We start from the raw sequence: 17,898 nt of genomic DNA on the forward strand, positions 1-17,898 counted from the left end.
TAACCAAAGTCAAAGCGGCAACTGAGGCCGCTCACATTGGGGCATAAAGATGAGGCAAAAAGTATGTGGCGGCTGATCAAATTTCTATTTTTGTTGATCGTCCTCGCGGCGATTGCCTTTGTAGCCTACGCGTATTTGGGGCCGATCTTTGTGCCCGCTGACTTTGCCCCCCCTGTGGAAGAGATCATACAGCCTGTCACCTTGGGGGGCAGCTGATGCGGCGTGGGGCGACTCTCGCGGCTGTGGCCTTGATCGCGTCTGCCCCGCTTGCCGCACAAGAGGCCGCCGATCCGAACGCCCCCCTGTCCGCCATTGACTGGCTGTCGCAAAGTGTTGAACAGCCCGAAACCCTTGCCGTGGCCCCCCGCGTCACCGGCACCGAGGCCACCCGCGGCAGCCGCCCCACCCGCGTGCCACCGCGCGATGAAGCCCCCGTATCCGGCAGCGCCGCCCCCCCCACCGTCACCGTGCAACCCTTGGGCGTACCCGCCCCCCGTGCCGTTGGTCTTTTGGCCCCTGAAACCACAGGGTTGCCGGCCAATCTGTGGTCAGGCAGCGATGCAGATCTTTTGGGCACGCTCCTTATGGCGCAGGACATCGATACCCTGCCCGCCCTGCAAGAGTTGGTCATCACCCTCGCCATCGCCAAAGCCGATCCAGCCTTGGGCGATCCCTCCAACCTGACTCTGTTGCGGGCACGGGTGGATATCTTGCTCAAGACGGGGGCCTTGGAACAGGCGCTTGCCCTATTATCAGCCGCCCCCACGGAGGACGCCGCCCTCTTCCGGCGCTATTTTGATGTCGCCCTTTTGACAGGGGATGAAAACGACGCTTGCCGTGCATTGAAATCCACCCCCGATGTGGCGCCAACCCCGTCCGCACGGGTGTTCTGTCTCGCACGGTTGGGCGATTGGTCGGCGGCGGCCCTGACGCTGAACACCGGTCAGGCCTTGGGCGACATCGATGCCGAGACCGGTGCTTTGCTGTCGCGCTTTCTGGACCCTGAATTGTTTGAGGGTGAGGCCGCCCTGACGCCCCCCGCCCCAGTTACCCCCTTGGCGTTCCGAATGTTTGAGGCCATCGGTGAACCGCTGACGACCCGCAATCTGCCCCGCGCCTTCAGCCACGCGGACCTGCGCCCCAACGTTGGCTGGAAAGCCCAGCTTGAGGCCGCCGAACGGCTGGCCCGCAGCACCGCCATTTCGCCCAACGCCCTTGTGGGGCTGTATTCTGACCGCGTGCCGTCGGCCTCTGGCGGGGTGTTTGAACGGGCCAAGGCGGTGATTTCTTTGCAAAACGCCCTGGCCGAAGGCGACGCAGACCGCATCGGCGCGGCTGCGTCCGATCTTTGGGATCAGGCGACCCCCGTGGGCGTGGCTGTGCCCTTGGCCCAACACTTCGCCCCCGCGCTTGAGGCCGCCGAGGTCAGCGCCGATCATCACGACGTCCTGTTTAAGTGGCTGCTCTTGTCGGACCGCTATGATACCGCGGCCCTCAGGCCGGACCTCGCCGCGACTGACCCGTTCCTTGCGGCCCTTGCCACAGGCGATCCGTCTGGGGCCCTGCCCCTCAAACCCGCATACCCTGTCCTGCAAGAGGCCTTCCGCGCCGACGCCAGCCCCGACCTCACCGACCTTGCCGCCAGCGGCAAACCCGGCGAGGCGATCCTGCGCACCCTCGCCACGGTGCAACAGGGCCTTGAGGGCGACCGGATCGCCCTGCGCGAAGGTCTGGCAACGCTGCGCGCCTTGGGCCTTGAAGACGTGGCCCGCCGCAGCGCCCTGCAATACGCGATCCTACCATGACGGCAGCAGAACGTCCCAACGTCCACTGGATCCAGGCCTTTCTTGAGGCGCAGGCCGCTGAGTTGGATGCCGCGACGAACACCCAACTGGCCTACGCCCGCGACCTTCAGGACTTCGACGCTTGGCTGACCCACAAGGCGCATTTTGCCCAAGCCACCAAGGCCCATATCGAACGCTACCTGATCTGGTGCGACGCCCAAGGCCTGTCCAAAGCCACCCGCGCGCGGCGACTGTCCGCGATCAAACAGCTGTACCGGTTCGCTTTTGAGGAAGGCTGGCGCGACGACAATCCCGCCATTCAAATTTCAGGCCCCGGGCGCGACAAACGGCTGCCCAAGACCCTGACCCATGACGAAGTCGATGCCCTGCTGGAGGCCGCAAAGGCCGCGCCGCGCGACACATCCCGCACCCATGCGATGATGGAGCTTCTTTACGCCACCGGTATGCGCGTGACCGAACTGGTGTCCTTGCCCGTGTCGGCGGCGCGCGGCGATCCACCTATGCTGTTGGTGCGCGGCAAGGGCGGCAAGGAACGGCTGGTGCCGCTGTCCCCCCCTGCGCGGGCGGCCTTATCCACTTGGCTGGCCGACCGTGATGCGGCCGAGGACGCTGCCGTCAAAAACGGCACCGCCAAATCGCCATTCCTCTTTCCGTCGCGCGGTAAACTGGGTCACATCACGCGGCAAAGCTTCTTTAACCTGATCAAGGGCCTCGCCCAGACATCCGGTGTCGACCCTGCCAAAGTCACGCCCCACACCCTGCGACATGCCTTCGCCACCCACCTTTTGGCGGGCGGCGCGGATCTGCGGTCGATCCAGACGTTGCTGGGCCACGCAGATGTCGCCACCACCGAGATTTACACACACGTGCTGGACGAACGTCTGAAAGATTTGGTGTTGGACCATCATCCATTGGCCCAGAAACGCGATGACTAAACGCGGACCATTGCCCCGTATCGTGACAAAGGCGTCTTGATTACGCCCCCCAGAACCTCATATGACAGGCCATGATGATTGACACCTCCGCCCATGCTTGACGCCGTTTTCTGGACCACCGCCGGTGCTGTCCTGTTCCTTCTTGTTCTGTCTGGCTTCTTTTCAGGCTCTGAAACCGCCCTGACAGCCGCGTCCCGCGGTAAACTGCGATCCAACGCGGACAAAGGCGACAAAGGTGCGGAACGGGCGTTTCGCATCACCGAAGACCGTGAACGCCTGATCGGGTCCGTGCTGCTGGGCAACAACCTTGTCAACATTCTGGCCACCGCACTGACCACCGCGATGTTCACACGGGCCTTGGGCGAAAGCGGTGTGGCCGTAGCCACCGCGATCATGACCATCCTCATCCTGATCTTCGCGGAAGTCTTGCCGAAAACCTACGCCATCACCAACCCCGAACGTGCGGCGGGCTTTGCATCGCTGCCCATTTCAGTGGTCGTGACGGTCTTTGCCCCTGTCGTCTCTGCCGTGCGCATTCTTGTGCGCGGGGTGTTGCGGATTTTTGGGGTCCAAACGGACCCTGACAACAACATCCTTGCCGTGCGTGAGGAAATCACCGGCGCGCTGCAGATGGGCCAAGCCGAAGGTGTGGTCGAAAAAGAGGACCGCGACCGCATCCTGGGCGCGCTTGATCTGGCGGACCGCACGGTGGAAGAAATCATGCTCCACCGCACAGAGATTGAGATGATTGATGCCGCCCTGCCCGTGGCTGAGATCCTCAAACTGTGTCTGGACAGCAACCACACCCGCCTGCCGCTGTTTCGCGATGAACGTGAGAATATTGTAGGTGTTCTGCACGCCAAAGACCTGTTGCGCGCGATGCATAAAATGTTGGCCGATGGGCGGATCGAACCCCATGAGATGGCAGAATTCGACATTCTGACCGTCGCCATGACGCCTTATTTTGTGCCCGAAACCACGACGCTGGATGATCAGATGCGCCAGTTTCTCGCCCGCCATACGCATTTTGCGTTGGTTGTCGACGAATACGGCACCTTGCAGGGCCTCATCACGCTTGAGGATATTCTGGAAGAAATCGTGGGTGAGATCACCGATGAATTTGACACCGATGGCGAAAACGATCTGCAGGCCGACGACATGGGCCGCTATATCATCGACGGCGCCATGACGATCCGCGACCTCAACCGCGCAACCGATTGGAACCTGCCGGATGACGAGGCCAACACCGTCGCCGGTCTTGTGATCCATGAGGCGCAGATGATCCCGACCGTGGGTCAGGTGTTCAGCTTTCATGGCTTCCGGTTTGAGGTTCTGGCCAAGGAAGAGAACCGTCTTTCTGAGTTGCGGATTACGTCGCTGTCCTGACGGTCTATAAAATTGTTTGCATTTGATGGGGGATAAGCAGTGGGGCGTTAAGCCACTGGTAAGGCTGCGGACGCAAAGTGCTGTCAGTTGACCTTGAGCGAGGATACCCCATGACCCTACGTGCCCTGACCCTGATGACAGCCTGTCTTGTGACGCTGGCCGCCTGTTCTGGCAGCAACGGCGATTCGACCGAAGGCATCATCACCATCACCCACACTGAGCGTGGAACGCTCTACTGGGAATAACCAAGATCCAAACTTAGGGGCCGATACCGACCGGCCCCTAAGGGCTGCCACCTATCTGCCTTTGAACAACCCACCCAATATGCCACGCACAATGCGGCGGCCCGTGGTGCCTTTGAGTTCTTTGGCAACCACTGTCGCAATGGCTTCGCCGAACCCTCCGCCTGATCGGCGGCGACCTCGGCTGGAAGACCGTTCCACCTCGCGTCCGGTGTAGCGGCGCCCTTTGCGGTGTTCGCGGGCCTCCTCTTCCAGCTTTTCTTCCTCGGCCTCGGCGGCTTCCGCCGCTTTAGCGGCCTCCTCAGCCCGCTTGGCCAACATCTCCGCCGCGCTGTCACGGTCAAGGCGTGCATCATATTTCCCGGACATGGGCGATGCGGCCATGATACCCGCGCGTTCGGCTTTTGTAATCGGACCCAGCTGGGATGACGGTGGCCGGATCAACGTGCGTTCCACAATGCCGGGCACGCCTTTGTCCACAAGCATCGAGGTCACAGCCTCCCCCGTGCCGACCTCTCGGATCGCCTCGGCGGTGTCAAACGCGGGGTTAGGGCGATAGGTGTCTGCGGCCTGTTTCAACTCCTTTTGGTCCTTGGCCGTAAACGCACGCAACGCATGTTGCACGCGGTTGCCCAACTGGCCCAAGATATCTTCCGGCACATCGCCGGGGTTTTGGGTGATGAAATACACGCCCACGCCTTTGGACCGGATCAGGCGTGCCACCTGTTCGACCTTGTCCACCAAGGCCTTTGGCGCGTCCTCAAACAGCAAATGCGCCTCGTCAAAGAAGAACACCAACTTGGGTTTGTCAGGGTTGCCGACCTCCGGCAGTTCCTCGAACAGTTCCGAGAGCAGCCACAACAGGAACGTGGCATAAAGCTTCGGGCTCGCCATCAGTTTGTCGGACGCCAGAATGTTGATACGCCCGCGGCCGTCGGCCTCCGTGTGCATCATATCCTCGAGCGCCAATGCCGGCTCTCCGAACAACTTCGCGCCGCCTTGGTTTTCCAGCACCAAAAGACTGCGTTGAATGGCCCCGACGGAAGACGTTGACACATTGCCATACCGCAGCGACAGATCCTTGGCATTCTGACCCACCCAGACCAACAACGCCTGCAGATCCTCAAGATCCAGCAGCGGCAGGCCCTCTTCATCCGCCACGCGGAAGGCCACGTTCAGCACCCCCTCTTGTGCCTCCGTCAGGCCCATCAGCGTGGACAACAAAAGCGGGCCCATCTCCGCCACGGTTGTCCTGACGGGGTGACCCTGTTCGCCCAAAAGATCCCAAAACGTCACCGGAAAGGCATCATACTGCAGATCCAGCCCGATGGTCTCGGCGCGTTTCATGAACGGCTCATGCAGTTTGAACTCCGCCGTGCCCGATTTGGCCAACCCCGACAAATCGCCTTTCACGTCAGACAAAAACACCGGCACACCTGCCGCCGAAAACCCTTCGGCCAGAATTTGCAACGTCACGGTTTTTCCGGTCCCCGTGGCCCCCGCGATCAACCCGTGGCGGTTGGCGTATTCCAACAGCAATGTCTGGGCATCGCCGTAGCCGTCACCGCCGCCCCCAATAAAGATCCCGTCACCCATGCTGTTGCCTCCCGCATGATAAATATTGTGGGTCAAAATACATTCTTAACCATTTTGGGCCAGTATATTCGTATCGAGGCGCGCACATGTCCTTTCTTGGCGCTTCGATATCCTCCCTGTCAGACTTGCCGCGCCCTCGGGCGCGGTTTTTTTATACTTTTGGTCAAAAAAATTACATCAACACGGCACCTGAACCCATTGGTTTAGTTGGAAAATAGATAGATTTCATTTTGTGGCGAAAACCATGTTGACGCCTGCGGATCGGTTTCGTAGCGTGTCGCCAATAAGTCGGCTAAGTCCGACAGGGAGAAAACGGTAAAAGGGTCCTTTCGGGGCCCTTTTTCCAATTTTGAGGGGCCCATAAAGCGGGCAATCGGGTGTCGTCGGCGGGGTCTTGCCTTGGTGATGATTTGCCCTGACACCGCCCTAGCCCCATGTTAAGCCTTGCGTAAATTATGAAGAAACACATTGGACAACACATGACGATGACACATCGACCCTTCGCAACACTTACAGCGCTTTTGGCAACAGTGGCTCTGTTGGCGGGTCCAGCCGCCGCGCAAGAGGCCGAAACCTCAAACGACCAACCCGAAAGCGTCTTTAATCTCGGCGAGCCTGTGGACGAAAACGGCAACCCGATCGCCCCAGAGCCGCAAGAGCCGCAACCCGGCCAGCAGTATCTGCAAGAGGTGTTCAACGATTGGGCCCTGCGGTGTCTGAAGGTCGAGGAGGGCGAGGACCCCTGCCAGATGTATCAGTTGATGCAGGATCAAGACGGCAACGACGTGGCGGAAATCGCGATCGTGTCCTTGCCCAACAGCGGTCAAGCCGTGGCGGGCGCGACGATTGTTGTCCCGCTTGAGACATTGTTGACAGAACAGATGACCCTGCGTGTCGATGGTGGGCAGGCCCGTCGGTTCCCGTTCAACTTTTGCAACCTGGGTGGCTGCGTGACGCGGCTGGGCCTGACGGCAGAGGACGTCGCCTTGTTCAAGCGCGGTGCAGAGGCGACGCTGTCGATGGTGCCTGCTGCGGCCCCGGACCAGCAGGTGACGGTCACAATGTCACTATCCGGCTTCACCGCCGCCTTTGACGCGGTTGCCGCACAATAGACGCGTTCAGGCGTGTTGAAGCGCCGGGTTTCAGGTATTTTTGACCCAAAGAAACAGAAGGTCGCGCCCCTCAGGTGCGGCCTTTTTCAATGGCGGCGGGGTTTAGATGGACCGTAGGGCGATTACGGCGTTGAGGCCACCAAAGGCAAAGGCGTTGGACAAGGTGGCTGTCACTTTTGCGTCGCGTGCAATGTTGGGGACCACGTCTAGCGCGCATTCGGGGTCCGGTTCTTCGTAGCCGATGGTGGGCGCAATGACACCGTCGCGCAGTGCCATGAGACAGGCCAAAAGTTCGACCGCGCCGGTCCCGCCGATCAGGTGGCCATGCATGGATTTCGTGGATGAGATCATCAGATCGTCGGCGTGCGCCCCAAAAACATCCGCAACTGCGGCGCATTCGGTCTTGTCGTTGGCCGCTGTCCCTGTTCCGTGGGCGTTGATATACCCCACATCCCAAGCGTTCAGTTTGGCGTCGTGCAACGCGCCCGCGATGGCACGGCCTGCGCCTTGTTTGCTGGGCGTCACAATGTCGGAGGCATCAGAGGTCATGGCAAAGCCCGCGACCTCTGCCAGAATATCCGCGCCACGCGCGCGGGCGTGGTCATACTCTTCAAACACGAAAACGCCGGCACCTTCACCCTGCACCATGCCGTTGCGGGTCGCGGAAAACGGGCGGCAGGCGTCCTTGGACATCACCCGCAGCCCTTCCCAGGCTTTGACCCCGCCAAAGCACAACATGGATTCCGACCCGCCCGTGATCATCACATCCGCCATGCCGCCGCGGATCATCGCAAAGGCCTGTCCCATGGCGTGATTGGACGAGGCACAGGCCGTGGCCACCGTAAAGGACGGCCCCCGCAGGTTGTGTTGCATCGACACATGAGACGCGGCGGCGTTGTTCATCAGTTTGGGGACGATAAATGGATGGACGCGGTTCTTCCCGTCTTCATAGACCGCGCGGTAGTTTTCATCCTGCGTGTTCAGCCCCCCACCTGAGGTTCCCAACACAACGCCCGACCGATCAGACAGCGCGCCCGAAAACGACAGCCCCGCCTGCGCCAACGCCTGGTCAGCGGCCAGCAGCGTGAATTGCGTAAACCGGTCGTAAAGGCTGATCTGCTGGCGGTTGAAGTGGGCGTGTTCGTCATACCCCGTCACCTGTCCGCCGATCTTGACCGCCAAGCGGTCCACATCTCGGATGTCCAGCCGCCCGATGCCACAGCGCCCTTCGCGCATGGCCTCAAGGGTTGAGGCCACGTCATGCCCCAGCGCGTTGATCGTTCCCGCACCGGTGATGACAACCCGTCTCACCCGCGTTGATCCTGAATAAGCTTTTCCACCGCCTTGACGATGGCACCGACGGACGAGATGTCAAAGTCGCTGGCCTGTGGATCATTGGCATTGAAGGGCACATTGATATCGAAGGCTTCTTCGATGGCAAAAATGCTCTCGACGAGGCCTAGGCTGTCAATCCCCAGATCTTCGAGCGATTTTTCAGCGGTCACGTCGCTGATATCCAGCAACGCCTGCTCTGCGATAATTTGTCTGACTTCGGTGTCGATGGTCATGGGCACGGATCCAGGTCTTGAGGTCTTGGGGATGATGTAGTGCGCGCGCAGGAAATTTGAAACCCAATTGCGGCGCTACCCTGTCGTCAACCGGCGCAACGCCTTTAGCCCTGCGCGGTAAAGGTGGGTGGGCTGCGCGGGATGGCCCGACACAAACACGCCGTCCGCCACGTCCGACAGGATCACCGCCCCGCCGCCTGCAACCACATCGCGGCCCAGCGTCAGGTTGTCGGCCACACCCGCCTTACCGCCCAGGATCACCCGCGCGCCCAGCACGGAGGAGCCCGCCACCGCGGCCTGCGCGCACAACAAACAGTCCTCGCCCAGCACCACGTTGTGGCCAACCTGCACAAGGTTGTCGATTTTCACGCCATGGCCCACGCGCGTGGCACGGATCGTGCCGGCATCAATCGTAGCATTCGCGCCGACCTCAACATCATCGCCAATCTCAACCGCGCCCAGCGAATGAATGCGGTGCCAGGTCCCGTCTGTGGGTTCAAGCGGCACACCGGGCCGCGCCCGCACGGCGCGTTCCACGTTGGACGGCCCTTGCGTGGTAAAGGAGAACCCGTCGCCGCCAATCGCAGCCCCCGCTTGCGCGATGAACCTGTCACCGATGGTCACGCGCGCACCGATTTTTACGCCTGCAAAAAGGGTCGCCGCTGCGCCAATCTGTGCCTCAGGCCCGATGGAGACGTGGGACGCAATCCGCGCGCCCGCCCCCACCACAGCGCCCGCACCGATGACCACGAAGGGACCGATCTGTGCGCCCTCCCCGACAACCGCCGCAGGATCAATCACCGCAGATGGGTGTACGCTAGCCCCGGCCGCAAAGGTCGGATCATCATCCATCGCTTGGGTCAGGCCTGCCATGGCAAGCCGCCCGCGCGGGGCCACGATAGCGCCCTTTAGCCCCAGCGCGTCCAAATCGGCCCCCGCCCAGACCACCGCCGCCCGCGCCCTGGAGGCGGCCAGTTGGTCTGCGAATTTCGGGGCCACGGCCAGCGCCAGATCGGCCTCGCGCGCCTCAGCCGGTTCCGCCAAACGGTCCACAATCAAAGACGCATCGCCAAGGGTGTCAGCCCCCAGAGATGCGGCAAGATCTTTCAAACGATGTGGCATGATGGCCCCTTCCATGCGGTTCGGGGGCCAGATTTAGCCTTCAAACGCGCGGACAACCACCCCTTCGTTGGCCAAGGCGTTCCAGATGCGACTGTCCCGGCTGTAGACGTCGCGGCGGAAGTTCAGCAGACCGGTCGTATGCGTGAACGCGGTCCGGTAGACCAAATGCACAGGCACGGGGGCGTCCAGATTGACGCGGCGTTCGCGGCCCGTGTTCAGGATCCCCTGAAAGACCCCGACGGGGTCGGCTTCCTGCACCGCCAACAACGCATAGGCGAAATCAAACGGGTCATTGAGACGGATACAGCCGTGGGAAAACGCCCGCACCTCACGTCCGAACAGGGATTTGGCCGGCGTGTCGTGCAGATAAATGTTGTACTGATTGGGGAACATAAACTTCACCAGACCCAGCGCATTGCGGCTGCTGGGGGGCTGGCGCATGGCAAACGGGAAAGTCCGCGCATTGTACTGGCTGAAGTTCACGGCGCCACGGTTGACGACCCGCCCGTTGCGATCCGTAATCTCGATGTGACCAACCGCATTGCGGTTGCGCTGCAACGCCGGAAGGTATTCGCCCACGATGATGGACCGTGGAACGTACCAGCTGGGGTTGATGACCATATGGCTCATCACGTCAGAAAATTCGGGGCTCTGACGATCCTCATCCAGCGCACCAATCACAGACCGTGTGGAAAACGTGACCGACCCGTGGTCAACAATCGCCGCACTGAAATCGGTCATGTTGACCCAGATATGGCGGTCGCCCCGTTCGAAATTGGTCCAGCGTTCCCGCTCCATCGCGACAATCACCTGTTCCAACCGGCGCGATGCGGGGATGTTGAGTTCTTGCAAGGTGCCCTCACCCGCGATGCCATCCGCGGTCAGACCATGGGCCGTCTGAAAATCCATCACGGCAACCTGCAGTGCCGCGTCATAGCTGCGCGTCACCGACCGATCCATGAACCCCATGGCGACCAGCCGATCCCGTAAGGCCACGACCCGCGCGCCCGTGTCACCCGGTTCCAGCTTCCCGCCGGGCACCGTGGGGCCCCAGCCGCCATTGGCCAACAAGACCTCCATCCGTAACTTTTCACGCAACAGCCGCGCATATTCGGGGGAGCTTGGCGGCAAGCTTGCAAGATAGGCCTGCGGATTGCCCGCCATAATGCCATCAAGGTAGCCGGATCGATCCCGCAACGGGACCTCTCGTTTGATGTCGGACACAACACGACCCGGTGTCAAAATGCCGGTCTGAATATCGCGGGCATAGGACAGGTACAGCTGTGTCAGCTCAACCTCCACCGCGCCTTGATCGGCTGCCGTTGTGGCCGCCTGCATCCGCGCCATCAGCGCCTGTGGGTCATACAGATCCTCAGGCAGGCCGTGATCGGACGCATTGGCAAAGGCCGTCAGCAGCGCATTGCGGCGCGCCTGTGCGGCCTCAGACGTGCCCGTCCAGATGCCTTCAAACGTGCGGGCACGGTAAAATTCCGCGACAACATCGTCCCGCGCGGCCCCTTCGGCCACGGCCTGACGAAAGGCTGTCGTTTGGGCGACCGCAAAATTCGGCGCCACAGCCGTCATCGAAACAGCCAAAGCGATCGCCGCAGCAGCGCGGCTTGCAAAATGCATAAACATAAATCATCCCCCGAGGACTTATCTTAAAATGTCGTGCAAAAACACGGACATGTCTATTGGCAGACAGCAGACTTCGCTTGTCTACTCACAAACCTGTCACAGGGCGATTTGTTTCGAAATCGTTGCGCCAGAGGGCCGATTTAGAGCGACACAAATGCCACAAATCACCTATTGCACACAAATTGCGCAAAATTTCGCCTATTTCCCCCTTGAGGATGGAACCAAATCCAAAGGGGCTTTTTCGAAGATTCGTTTTGTGCAATACAGCACGGGCATCTGGGGATAGATCGCAAAAACGTCCGGACAACGGGCACACAGGTAGACGACGGGACAGCGTTTATATGACAAGTTTGACAGCATCGAGCATTTCTCGACGTGGCCTTCTGGGCGCGTTTGCCGCAACAGCAGTCGTTGCAGCCCCAACGTATTCAAATGCCGCTGGGTTCCTGCGTGGCGGTGGCGACATCCGCCGCATCAAAATGTACAACGGCCGCACCGGCGAAAACATTGACACCATCTACTGGATCGAAGGCCAGTATGTGGGCGACGCAATGTCGGAAGTGTATCGGTTCTTCCGCGATTGGCGGAACGGTCAGACCCATGAAATCGACAGCCGGACGATCGACATCATCGCGGCGACACAGAACCTGCTGGACAGCGATCAGCCCTACACATTGATCTCCGGCTACCGCTCCCCGCAGACAAATTCCATGCTCCGGTCAAATTCGTCCGGCGTGGCGCGCACATCGTTGCACCTGCGCGGTCAGGCCGCTGATTTGCGCATGCAGGGCCGGTCAGTTGCCCAGATGGCCCGCGCCGCGGCCGCATGTCGTGCGGGCGGCGTTGGCCGCTACTCCGGATCCAACTTTGTGCACATGGATTGCGGCCCTGTTCGCAGCTGGGGCAGCTAAGACAGCACCATCGTTACCATAACGTCAACAATCCGAAAGACCGGCCAGAATTGTCCGGTCTTCTCTATATTATATACCCTTTTTTCACCTTAAATTTGCCTCCTCCGTCAGGCCCTATATCACCCTGCTTGGGGGGGACCAAAGGGTGAGTGTGTTGTGGTAAAGAGTTGTCCCTTCCTTGCAGACCTTGAAGAACAAGACCGTCTGACGGACGCGCGATACGACGACGGCGTGTCAGAGACCTTCTCGGGCGGCGCCGATCCGGTCACCGTGTCCATGGTCGTGTTCGATCAAGACGGCGACATGCCCAACAGCGCGGGGCTCAGCACGCTGTTCACCACATTCGGCCAGTTTCTGGATCACGACATGGTCCTCTCCCCCGAGGACCACGACGCGGGCGTTCTGGATCTGGTCGGCATGCCCCACGACATCGCGCGCTCCGCCGTGGCCGACGGCATCGAAGACGGCGAAACCATAGCCCCCACCAACGTTGTCACATGGCAGCTGGACGGAAGCCAGATTTACGGCTCAACCGAAGGCCGCGCCGACGATCTGCGCAGTTTCGAAGGCGGCCGCCTGCGCGTGCAAGAGGATGACACCTCAACCCAAGGCCTTCTGCCCGATGCGGACGCAGACAGCTTCATGGCGGGCGACGTGACCGGCGACGATCCCGTGCATCTGGCCGGTGACGTGCGCGCCAACGAAAACCCCAACCTGTTGTCCATGCACACGATGTTCGTGCGCGAACACAACTATTGGGCCGAACGTCTGGCAGAGGAAAACCCCGATTGGGATGATCAACAGCTGTATGCCGCCGCGCGTTCAATCGTCGAAGTCGAACTTCAACAGATCACCTATGATGAATGGCTGCCCCATCTGATCGGGGACGCGGTGCCCGAAGACGCAGACCATGACCCGGACGCCAACGGTCAGGTCTCGGTGGAATTTTCCACCGCCGCATTCCGGTTCGGCCACACGCTGGTCTCTGAGACCATCGACATTCTGAATGACGCAGGCATCGACATCGGCACCATGGGCCTGATGGACGCGTTCTTTAACCACACCCCGGTTGAGGATTTCGGCATCGACGCCATCCTGCGCGGCCAACTGACCGCCAGCGCCCAGGAACTTGATGCGCACATCGTGGATGACCTGAATTTCTTTCTGGAAACACCCGATGGCATTTCCGGCTTTTCACTGGCGGCCTTGAACCTTGCGCGGGGCCTCGATCACGGGCTGGAAAGCTACATCAACGTCCGCGCCGAACTTCTGGGCGACATTGATCCCGCCACTTTGGACCCCTTGGATTTTTCGATCATCACCAGCGATGCAGACCTGCAGGCCCGCCTCGCTGAGGCCTATGACGATGTGTTTCAGGTCGATCTTTGGGTTGGTGGCTTGGCCGAAGACGCAGCCGAGGGCACCCAGCTGGGCGCCCTTTTCACCCACATCATTGCCGATCAGTTTATCCGCACGATGATCGCGGATGAGACCTTCGGCGCGTTCCACCCCGGCCTCAGCGACGCCATCATTGCCGAGGTCCACGACACCACCTTCGCGGACATCATCGACCGCGTCACCGACATTGATATGATCCAAGAGGACGTCTTCCTCGCCATGGATCGCACCCTGACGGAGCAAACCAACGTCACCGTCTCGTGGAATGCCGACGACGTTCAACTGGCCGCCAAGATCGTCGCGTTTGACATCAACACCTTCGCTGGCGATGACATCCTGACCCTTTCGGGCGGCACCCAAATCGACGGGACCGTCACCATGGGCCGTGGGGATGATACCTATATCGCCACCTCCGGTGAGGTGTCCGGCGATGTCGTTCTGGGCCGTGGCCATGATACGGCGGACCTGTCGGGCACCGCACGCATCCTGGGCGATCTGGAAACCGGACGGGGCCGCGATGCCGTTTCGCTGTCCGATCAGGCCCGCGTCGGCGGCGACGTGGAAACCGGGCGCGGCGATGACGCCGTGACGGTGACAGGGGGCGGCATCATCGACGGACGGCTGCGAACGGGACGCGGCGATGATGACGTCACTCTTGGCGACGGCGTCACTGTGGCAGGCGAAATCCACCTTGGGCGCGGGGATGACGTGATCACCGTTGAGGCCGGTGCCGACATCTCGCTGATCCAGGGGGGCGCGGGCTTTGACACCCTGAAGCTTGGCCCCAACACGCGCGTTGAACTGGGCGACGACCCGACCGACGGGACCGTTTTTTATCTGGACGAGGACGGCAATGAGACAGGTGAGAGTTTCGATTTTCATTCAATCGAACACATCACCTGTTTCACCAAAGGCACCCGTCTGATCACGGCCCGCGGCCTGCAGGCCATCGAAACCCTGACCGTCGAAGACCGCGTCTGGACGCTGGATGCCGGCCTGCAACCGATCACATGGATCGGCACCGCCACTGTTGCGGCACAGGGTGATCTGGCCCCCATCCATATTGCCAAAGGGGCTTTAGGCAATACCCGCGATTTGCTGGTATCGCCCCTACACCGTATGATGTTGGACGACTGGCGCGTGGCCCTTCATTGCGGCGTGGATGAGGTTTTGGCCCCTGCCAAGGGCCTCATCAACGACACCACGATCCGGCCCCAAACGGGCGGCTTGGTCACCTATGTCCATATAGCGTTTGACAGCCACCAGATCGTCATGTCCGAAGGCATCCCGTCTGAGAGTTTTTATCCCGGCGCTGCTGCCCTGAACGCGCTGGACGCCGCGGCGCGCGCGGAAATCCTGACGCTTTTCCCCGAATGGGCCTGCCCGCATCTGCGCCCTGAAACCGCGCGCCCGACCCTCACCAAAGGTGAGACCCGAGCGCTGCAATCGTGCCCTTATGGCCACGACTGACGGTTAGACAAATCCGATGTGATTGCGCATCGGCATCTCACGGATGCGCTGACCGGTGGCCGCAAAGATCGCGTTTGCGAGGGCTGCGGCGGCGGGTGGCACTGGGGGTTCGCCAATGCCGCGCACAGCATCGCCTAACTCAAGCCCCCGCACCTCGATCTGTGGGGCCTGATAATTCCGCATCGCCTCAAACCCATCATAATTCAGCTGATCCGTCATCCCATCGCTGTGCGTGATCTCAGCCGAAATGGCATGGCCCAGGGCCCAGATCACCGCCCCGCTGACGTGATGTTCAAAATTGATCGGATCGACAATGCGGCCCACGTTGGCGGCCGCATAGACCTTATCAATGCGGATGCCGCGGTCGGTGTTCGTCACCTCAACCACTTCGGCGCAGGGCACCCCGAAGGACAGACAAAACGCCACCCCGCGTCCGCGCCCCTGCCCCATCTGCGGGCCATCCCAGCCTGACATCTCGGCCACGGCCTCTAGCGTGGCGCGGGAATTGTCGTCCCACATCAGACGCAAACGTTCCTCCATCGGGTCGGCCCCTGCCGCATGGATCAACTCATCCAGCGCACTTTCATGAAAGAACCCGTTGCTGGACGCGCCGACGCTGCGCCAGCTGGAAATCGGCGCCAGCGGTTCCGCGCGATACCCCGACACGCGGTAATTGGGCACACCGTAGGGCTGATCCCACGCGCCTTGCACAATCGACGCATCGGGCCCGGGCACAGATTGCCCCAACCGGCCCATCTGGCTGCTGATCACCGAGGGCATCGAAATCCCAAGATCAAGGCTTTGCACCTGCCCACCCGACACCGTGCCCTTGACGCGGGCCATGGCGATCTGGCGCAGGTAGTCGTGCGCGGTGTCCTCTTCGCGGCTGTAGGTCAACTTCACCGGCGTGCCCTTGATGGCCATGCCGACCTCGGCCGCCTGTTTCACCACATCAAGTTCCAGCCGGTGCCCAAAAGATCCCCCCATCATCAACACATGGATATGCACATCTTCGACCGGCAAACCGGTGATCTCTGCCACGGCCTCTTGCGCGAAACGGGGCACTTGGGTGCCTGTCCAGATGTCGGCGCGGGTGTCGGTGATCAGGGCTGTCGCGTTGATCGGCTCCAGCGGGGCGTGGGCCAGATAAGGCGCGCGGTATTCGGCCTCCACGGTCGCACCGCCTGCCAAAGCCGCCTCAACATCGCCCTCATCACGGTATTGACTGTCAAGCTGGTCATCATTGAATGCCGCCTCAAGTGCGGCCCAATGATCGGCCTGCTCCGCGGGATAGGGCGCAGGGCCCCAGTCAAACGACACCATGCGGGCGGCCTCAAACGCGCGCCAGGTGTTGTCCGCGATCACGCCAACACCGTTGGTGATTGGCACAACCGCTTGCACACCGCGCATCGCGTCCGCCTCAGAGGCATCAAACGACAGCATTTCGCCCCCCTTGCGCGGGTTCGTCACAACGGTCGCATGCACCATGCCGTCCATCTCAAAATCGATACCGTAGCTTTGCGTGCCTGTGGATTTCGCCAGCACATCCAGCCGCATCATATCCTTGCCGATGTAGCGCCAGTCGCCCGGCTCTTTCAGGGTGACCTCCGTCACCGGATCGATGTCCGCCGCAGCCTCCGCCAACGCCGTATACTCCAGCCGCGCCCCATCGGGCAGCACAACCGCGCCGCGGTCTGTGGTCATATCGGCCACCGATACGCCCGTTTGCGCCGCAGCGGCCGCCTTCAGTGTCTCACGCGCGACAGCCCCTGCCACGCGCAACTTGTCCCAGCCGTCCGCCACAGTGGTCGACCCGCCGGTGATCTGAACGCCCATGATTTTCATGGCCGCATCCATGACCGTGCGCATGGCGTTGGCGCCGAAACTGTCATCTGTGACCATGAAACCGGGCGCTTCGCCTGACAGGGCCGTATTATAATAGGCCGCCGACGGCGGGCCGGGATCGACGGTCACCTGATCGAGGTCAATGTCCAACTCTTCCGCAATCAGCGCGGCCTGCACGTGGTACGCACCCTGCCCCTTGTCCGCGCGCGGCGTGATCAGCGTCACCCCCTCAGGCGTGATGCGCACGTATTCGGTCAGCGATGCCTCCCCCTCAGCCAAATCCGCCAAAAGCGGGTTCTCGACGGGGCGTTTGTACAAATAAACCCCAAAAGCCACGCCGCCCAGAATGGCCGCTGACCCGATCAGAAAGCTCCGCCGTGCGATTGTTTTGACACGTCCCATGATTACGCCTCCCGCAGTTTGGCCGCGGCGGTCACGATGGCCGCGCGGATTTGAGGATAGGTGCCGCACCGGCACAGATTGCCGGACATTTCGGCGTCAATGTCGTCATCGGTGGGGTTCGGGATTGCCGCCAACATGGACGCCGCCTGCATGATCTGGCCCGACTGACAATAGCCGCATTGGGCCACCTGATGTTCGGCCCAGGCCTCTTGCACCGCGTGCATGGCGTCCGGCGTGCCCAGACCGTTGATCGTCGTCACCTCCGCCCCTTCGGCGTCAGCAGCCCAGGTTTGACACGACCGCACCGCGACCCCGTCCAGATGCACCGTGCAGGCCCCGCATTGCGCAATGCCGCAGCCGTATTTCACGCCTTTGATGCCAATCTCGTCCCGCAAGACCCACAACAAGGGCATGTTTTCTTCTACATCGACCTCATGGGTCTGTCCGTCTACAGTCAGTTTCATGGTG

The 17,898-nt window shown here is 61.2% G+C and carries 15 protein-coding genes; 8 read left to right on the forward strand and 7 right to left on the reverse strand.

Translation table 11 applies throughout. From position 1 onward, the window contains the following. Positions 1 to 63 precede the first annotated feature (63 nt). From PSJ8397_RS17090 to PSJ8397_RS17325, 5 genes are all read left to right on the forward strand, one after another. Entirely contained in the window at positions 64 to 216 is a 153-nt protein-coding gene (locus PSJ8397_RS17090; protein WP_200811274.1) for a hypothetical protein, read from the forward strand. After that, positions 216 to 1,805, forward strand: a complete 1,590-nt coding sequence (locus PSJ8397_RS02390) for a hypothetical protein (RefSeq protein WP_085862950.1) — start codon at positions 216 to 218, stop codon at positions 1,803 to 1,805. Before PSJ8397_RS17090 ends, PSJ8397_RS02390 begins: the two co-directional genes overlap by 1 nt. Continuing rightward, entirely contained in the window at positions 1,802 to 2,740 is a 939-nt protein-coding gene (locus PSJ8397_RS02395; RefSeq protein ID WP_085862951.1) for a site-specific tyrosine recombinase XerD, read from the forward strand. Before PSJ8397_RS02390 ends, PSJ8397_RS02395 begins: the two co-directional genes overlap by 4 nt. Positions 2,741 to 2,833: 93 nt before the next feature. Next, positions 2,834 to 4,126, forward strand: coding sequence for an HlyC/CorC family transporter (locus PSJ8397_RS02400; protein ID WP_085862952.1), 1,293 nt, complete (start codon positions 2,834 to 2,836; stop codon positions 4,124 to 4,126). A gap of 110 nt (positions 4,127 to 4,236) precedes the next feature. Further along, on the forward strand, positions 4,237 to 4,371 hold the full coding sequence (locus tag PSJ8397_RS17325; RefSeq protein ID WP_268794656.1) for a hypothetical protein: 135 nt from the start codon (positions 4,237 to 4,239) through the stop codon (positions 4,369 to 4,371). A 51-nt stretch (positions 4,372 to 4,422) separates the two neighbouring features. Here PSJ8397_RS17325 and PSJ8397_RS02405 read toward each other — a convergent pair whose 3' ends face one another. Beyond that, positions 4,423 to 5,964 carry a helicase HerA-like domain-containing protein gene (locus PSJ8397_RS02405; RefSeq protein ID WP_085862953.1) on the reverse strand — a complete coding sequence of 514 codons (1,542 nt, stop codon included), beginning with the start codon at positions 5,962 to 5,964 and terminating at the stop codon, positions 4,423 to 4,425. Between the two features lie 479 nt (positions 5,965 to 6,443). On the opposite strand from PSJ8397_RS02405, the gene PSJ8397_RS02410 reads away from it, so the two are divergent. Beyond that, entirely contained in the window at positions 6,444 to 7,076 is a 633-nt protein-coding gene (locus tag PSJ8397_RS02410; RefSeq protein WP_085862954.1) for an invasion associated locus B family protein, read from the forward strand. Between the two features lie 102 nt (positions 7,077 to 7,178). Here the strand turns inward: PSJ8397_RS02410 and PSJ8397_RS02415 are convergent, their stop codons facing one another. The 4 genes from PSJ8397_RS02415 to PSJ8397_RS02430 all read right to left on the reverse strand — a co-directional run bounded on the left by PSJ8397_RS02415 (position 7,179) and on the right by PSJ8397_RS02430 (position 11,404). Next, positions 7,179 to 8,387, reverse strand: coding sequence for a beta-ketoacyl-[acyl-carrier-protein] synthase family protein (locus PSJ8397_RS02415; RefSeq protein WP_085862955.1), 1,209 nt, complete (start codon positions 8,385 to 8,387; stop codon positions 7,179 to 7,181). Then, a complete protein-coding gene (locus PSJ8397_RS02420; protein WP_085862956.1) occupies positions 8,384 to 8,644 on the reverse strand; it encodes an acyl carrier protein in 261 nt (86 codons plus the stop codon). The genes PSJ8397_RS02415 and PSJ8397_RS02420 overlap by 4 nt, the downstream gene beginning before the upstream one ends. Positions 8,645 to 8,719: 75 nt before the next feature. Further along, positions 8,720 to 9,766, reverse strand: coding sequence for a UDP-3-O-(3-hydroxymyristoyl)glucosamine N-acyltransferase (locus tag PSJ8397_RS02425; RefSeq protein WP_085863460.1), 1,047 nt, complete (start codon positions 9,764 to 9,766; stop codon positions 8,720 to 8,722). A 33-nt stretch (positions 9,767 to 9,799) separates the two neighbouring features. Next, positions 9,800 to 11,404, reverse strand: coding sequence for a L,D-transpeptidase family protein (locus tag PSJ8397_RS02430; RefSeq protein ID WP_085862957.1), 1,605 nt, complete (start codon positions 11,402 to 11,404; stop codon positions 9,800 to 9,802). A gap of 341 nt (positions 11,405 to 11,745) precedes the next feature. Here PSJ8397_RS02430 and PSJ8397_RS02435 point away from each other — a divergent pair, with 341 nt between their 5' ends. Next, positions 11,746 to 12,315 (forward strand): YcbK family protein, encoded by a 570-nt coding sequence (locus tag PSJ8397_RS02435; protein ID WP_085862958.1) that lies wholly within the window; start codon positions 11,746 to 11,748, stop codon positions 12,313 to 12,315. Between the two features lie 156 nt (positions 12,316 to 12,471). Further along, complete coding sequence (locus PSJ8397_RS02440) at positions 12,472 to 15,183, forward strand: peroxidase family protein (protein WP_085862959.1); 2,712 nt, start codon at positions 12,472 to 12,474, stop codon at positions 15,181 to 15,183. A gap of 3 nt (positions 15,184 to 15,186) precedes the next feature. On the opposite strand, the gene PSJ8397_RS02445 is transcribed toward PSJ8397_RS02440, so the two are convergent. Together PSJ8397_RS02445 and PSJ8397_RS02450 are read right to left on the reverse strand one after the other, a co-directional pair. Then, positions 15,187 to 17,430: a molybdopterin cofactor-binding domain-containing protein gene (locus tag PSJ8397_RS02445; protein WP_085862960.1), complete on the reverse strand. Its 2,244-nt coding sequence runs from the start codon at positions 17,428 to 17,430 to the stop codon at positions 15,187 to 15,189. Between the two features lie 2 nt (positions 17,431 to 17,432). Beyond that, positions 17,433 to 17,894 (reverse strand): (2Fe-2S)-binding protein, encoded by a 462-nt coding sequence (locus tag PSJ8397_RS02450; protein WP_085862961.1) that lies wholly within the window; start codon positions 17,892 to 17,894, stop codon positions 17,433 to 17,435. Between the last annotated feature and the right edge of the window lie 4 nt (positions 17,895 to 17,898).

The organism is Pseudooctadecabacter jejudonensis (assembly GCF_900172275.1).
In the GTDB taxonomy this organism is placed as follows: domain Bacteria; phylum Pseudomonadota; class Alphaproteobacteria; order Rhodobacterales; family Rhodobacteraceae; genus Octadecabacter; species Octadecabacter jejudonensis.